Genomic DNA, 4650 nt, shown 5'->3' on the forward strand with positions numbered 1-4650 from the left:
GTGCCGAGCGGCGCAAGCGCCGTCCGTGCCGAATGTATGGATTTTCCCGAATGTCGGGCCGGTTTCCATACATTCGGGACCAAAGGGCGAAATTCCATACGTTGGGGCCACTCGCCGAGACCAGGATGCTCGCGAGGCTCCAGCCAACTTGTGCAGCGGGCCCGTCGACCAGCCGACTCGCGGCGGCGGGCGAGCATTCGCACAGGTTGCGCCGATACCGTACAAGGCGTGACTGAAATGAGGAAGACGGGCTCCGAGAACGATCAGCGGGCACCACGCAGTGGGATGCGCGGGTCAACGCGTCTGGGCGCGCTCCTGGTAACCGTGTGCTCCATGGGGCTTCTGGCTGCGTGTTTCGCAACTCCCCCCGGCATCCCCTCGGACCCGGATATTCCAGGAGCTGAAGAGAGCGCGCCACCGGCCTTCAGCAACCTCGACGACCCGCCTTCGACACCCGGGCCCTCGACTCCCCCGGTTCCGACCGATGACCCCGACACATATCAGCTCGGCGACACCGTCGTCCTGCACACCTCCCAGGGGTCGACGTGGGAGGTCACAGTCACGGGAGTTATCGACGACGACAATCAGGAAGTGGCGTCCTACGGCAACGACATCCCGAGCGACAAGCGCGCGGTCACGATCGAGCTCACGATCGAGAATGTCGGCGAGACGACAACGCATCCCTACTACGACATGATGATCGCGTACCAGCCCGACAACGGCCCTGTGTTCGATCAGAACTCGGGTCCGCTCTACGGCGACTACGACAACAATCTCGGCTACGTGCGATCCTTCGCACCGGGCGACACGTTCACGGGCCACCTGTCGGTCTACGTTCCTGTCAACGTTCCCGAGGGCAACGTCGTCGTCTCCGGTGACGGCCAGTCGACGTTCTACATCTGGGAGAGCTGACGCGCTACATCTGGCAGCCGGGGCACCAGTAGAGCTTGCGCTGCTGCATCATTTCGAGCGCAACCGCGGTTCCGCAGCGCAGACACGGCAGCCCCTCGCGCTTGTAGACCCAGTGACGGTCCTCGCGGTTATCGATAGCAGCCTGCCGGCGCTTCCCGCGGAGGCCGTCGATCGTCAGCATCTGACCGGTCTCGACGCCGATTCGCAGCAGCTTGACCCAGTCTCGCCAGAGCGCGACTGCCTCTTCGTCGGTGACATTCGCCCCCGAGCGGTGCGGTGACATCGCGGCCCGGAAGAGGATCTCGGCACGGTAGACGTTGCCGATGCCGGCGACGACCGATTGATCCATCAGCAACTGGCCGATGGGCTGCCGTGAGCGCTGCACGCGCGCGACGAACCTCGACTCGGCCCGCGCACGCGTCTCGAACAGTGCCATGGGGTCGGGGCCGAGTCGCTGGGCAAGCGCTTCCACGCCTTCGTCGTCCATCACTTTGCAGACGGTCGGGCCGCGGAGATCCGCGACCGCAGCATCCGTGAGGATGCGCGCTCGAACCTGCCCGACAGGCTCCGGGGGCCACTCGTCGAGTGCCGCGTCCGACTCCCGCTCCCCCATTTTCACTCTTGCTCTGCGGGGCGCACCGATCGAGTGCAGAGACTCCTCGTTCTGCCCCAGCGCCCCTGCCGCCGCAGTGCGTACGGTCGCGCCTTCGCTGCGTGCGAGCGCAGTAGCTGCCGAGATCTCGCCCGCGAAGTCCCACGCGCCGTAAATCCCGAGGTGCACGTGCATCCAGGGCTCTTCGAATCGCAAGAGCAGGTGCTTGCCGATGGCCCGTGCCTCGGTCATGACGCGGCCGTCGAGTTCGGCGGCCTCAATCGAGAAACGGCCCTGCGGGCTCGAAACAGCGGCCGACCGGCCCACGAAATTGCTATCGAATTGACGTGCGATGCGATGGATCGAATGACCCTCAGGCATCGAGCTCGCCTTCGGTTTCGTATCGGAAGATCTGCTGGATGCGCCGCAGGTGCCGTTCCTCATCGCTGAAAGGCTCGCCGATGAACGTATCGATGAGCCGGAGCATTTCCTCGCTCGAGTGCTGCCGCGCGCCGACAGCGATAACGTTCGCGTCATTGTGCTGCCGCGCGAGCAGTGCGGTGTCTTCACTCCAGACTAGTGCGGCACGCACACCGCGCACCTTGTTGGCGGAGATCTGCTCGCCATTCCCGGACCCGCCGAACACGACGCCGAGCGCCATGACGCCCGCCTGTTGGTCCGCGACGACGGCCTGAGCAGCGCGGATGCAGAAAGCCGGGTAGTCGTCAAGTGCGTCATACTCCACGGGGCCGTGGTCGACACATTCGTGACCCTGTTCCGTGAGGTGAGCGATGAGCGTCTTCGAGTATTCGAAACCGGCGTGATCAGTGGCGACGTGGATGCGCATCCTGTTCCTTCCTACAGCAACCGTTAGAACTGCGGCCCGCGGGTGCGAGTTCGCTTGAGCTCGAAGAAGCCGTCGACGCTCGCGGCTGCCACGACCCCGTCAAAGAGCCGCACAGCTTCCTCTCCCATAGGCGCCGGGGTGACGACGGGCCCGAAGAACGCGACATCGTCAACGGCCACGACAGGGGTGCCGACGTCTTCACCGACCAGGTCTACAGCCTCACGGTGACTCACGTGCAGCTGCTCGTCGAAACGGTCAGTCTCTTCTGCGAGCTCCGCGGGCAGCCCCGCCTCGGAGAGTGCCGCGGGAATCACGACATCGAGATCCTTCTCGCCGCCCGGGTGCAGCCGCATACCGAGCGCATCGTACAGAGGCTTCACGGATTCCTGCCCCACGGTCTCTCGCGCGGCGGTGACGAGCCGCGTCAGGCGTAGCGAGCGGGGCATGAGCGCACGATAGTCGTCAGAGATGTCGCGACCCTCGTTCAAGATCGAAAGCGACATGACTCGCCAGTCGATATCGATGCCGCGGAGCCTGGCTACCTCCTCGAGCCAACGAGAAGTCATCCATGCCCAGGGGCACGTCGGGTCGAACCACATACGCACGTCAGTCATGCCTCCGATGCTATCGAAAACTGCTGAGCCAACTACCCTGGGAGAACACACAATTCCAATGAAGGAGCATCTGTGCCAGGAGAGAACCTCACACGGCAAGAGGCCGCCGATCGTGCCGCGATCGTCAGCACCCGTTCGTACGACATCACCCTTGACCTCACTCGCGGGGAGGAAGTGTTCGGGTCGACCACAACAGTTCGCTTCAACGCGAAGGACGGCACGTCGACGTTCATCGACCACATTTCACGAACCGTGCACTCGGTAACGCTGAACGGTGTCGAGCTCGACCCCGCGGAAGTCAACGACGGCGTGCGAATCCAGCTGCCGGGGCTGCAGGCCGAGAACGAACTGACCATCGTCTCCGACGCGATCTACATGAACACGGGCGAGGGCCTGCACAGGTTCGTCGACCCAGTGGACAACGAGGTGTACCTCTACACGCAGTTCGAAGTGCCGGATTCGCGTCGTGTGTTCCCCGTCTTCGAACAGCCGGATCTCAAGGCCGAGTTCGCGTTCACCGTCATCGCTCCTTCCCGCTGGAAAGTGGTGTCCAACCAGCCGACACCCGAGCCGACAGTTGACGGTGAGGTCGGCACGTGGAGCTTCGAACCGACCCCTCGCATCTCCTCGTACATCACAGCGCTCGTGGCCGGCCCCTACGTCGAGTACCGCGACGAGCTCGTGAGCTCTGACGGCCGCACGATCCCGTTGGGCGTGTTCTGCCGCGAATCCCTTTCGGAGTACATGGATGCCGACTACATCTTCTCGACGACGAAGCGCGGTTTCGAATTCTTCGAGAAGCACTTCGACGTGCCGTATCCGTTCGACAAGTACGACCAGCTCTTCTGCCCCGAATACAACATGGGAGCAATGGAGAACGCCGGGTGCGTGACGTTCACCGAGGCATACATCTTCCGGTCGAAGGTCACGGATGCCATGAAGGAACGGCGCGTCGTCACCGTGCTGCACGAGCTCGCGCACATGTGGTTCGGCGATCTCGTCACGATGCAGTGGTGGAACGACCTCTGGTTGAACGAATCCTTCGCCGAATGGGCTTCCACGCTCGCGACGGCCGAGGCGACGGAGTGGGAAGGCGCTTGGACGACGTTCAACGCTCTCGAGAAGACCTGGGCTTACCGTCAGGACCAGCTGCCCTCGACGCACCCGATCGTCGCGGAGATCCGCGACCTCGACGATGTCATGGTCAACTTCGACGGCATCACCTACGCAAAGGGCGGCTCCGTACTCAAGCAGCTCGTCGCCTGGGTCGGCATCGAGCCGTTCATGCGGGGGCTCAGCGCATATTTCAAGAAGCACGCCTGGGGCAACACGGTGCTTGCCGACCTCCTGGTAGAACTGGAAGCCGCGAGCGGACGTGAACTCACCGAGTGGTCGAAGCTGTGGCTCGAGACCGCCGGCGTCAATACGCTCCGTCCGCGCCTGGAGACCGACGAAAACGGCACGATTACGAAGCTCGTGATCGAACAGAGCGCGCCGGCCGACTACCCGACGCTGCGCCCGCACCGTATCGCGGTCGGATTCTTCAACCGGGGCGACAACGGCTTCGAGCGAGTCGATCGCGTCGAATTCGATATCGACGGCGCCGAAACCGAAGTTCCCGAGGTCGTCGGCAAGCAGCAACCGGAACTCCTGCTGCTCAACGACGACGACCTCGCCTATGCGAA

The 4650-nt window shown here is 63.5% G+C and carries 5 protein-coding genes; 2 read left to right on the top strand and 3 right to left on the bottom strand.

Annotated elements, in window-relative coordinates:
* The first annotated feature begins 228 nt into the window (after positions 1 to 228).
* Entirely contained in the window at positions 229 to 912 is a 684-nt protein-coding gene (locus Q0O95_RS13185) for a hypothetical protein (protein ID WP_293699544.1), read from the top strand.
* A gap of 4 nt (positions 913 to 916) precedes the next feature.
* On the opposite strand, the gene Q0O95_RS13190 is transcribed toward Q0O95_RS13185, so the two are convergent.
* The 3 genes from Q0O95_RS13190 to Q0O95_RS13200 are packed head-to-tail and all read right to left on the bottom strand — an operon-like array spanning position 917 to position 2965.
* Entirely contained in the window at positions 917 to 1885 is a 969-nt protein-coding gene (locus Q0O95_RS13190) for an Fpg/Nei family DNA glycosylase (protein ID WP_293699547.1), read from the bottom strand.
* Positions 1878 to 2351 carry a ribose-5-phosphate isomerase gene (locus Q0O95_RS13195; RefSeq protein WP_293699550.1) on the bottom strand — a complete coding sequence of 158 codons (474 nt, stop codon included), beginning with the start codon at positions 2349 to 2351 and terminating at the stop codon, positions 1878 to 1880. Before Q0O95_RS13195 ends, Q0O95_RS13190 begins: the two co-directional genes overlap by 8 nt.
* Positions 2352 to 2374: 23 nt before the next feature.
* A complete protein-coding gene (locus tag Q0O95_RS13200; RefSeq protein ID WP_293699552.1) occupies positions 2375 to 2965 on the bottom strand; it encodes a DsbA family protein in 591 nt (196 codons plus the stop codon).
* A gap of 72 nt (positions 2966 to 3037) precedes the next feature.
* On the opposite strand from Q0O95_RS13200, the gene pepN reads away from it, so the two are divergent.
* Positions 3038 to 4650 (top strand): aminopeptidase N (gene pepN, locus Q0O95_RS13205; RefSeq protein ID WP_293699554.1); only part of this gene is annotated, 1613 nt, incomplete at its 3' end.

The sequence above is a fragment of the uncultured Agrococcus sp. genome, from assembly GCF_945915485.1.
In the GTDB taxonomy this organism is placed as follows: domain Bacteria; phylum Actinomycetota; class Actinomycetes; order Actinomycetales; family Microbacteriaceae; genus Agrococcus.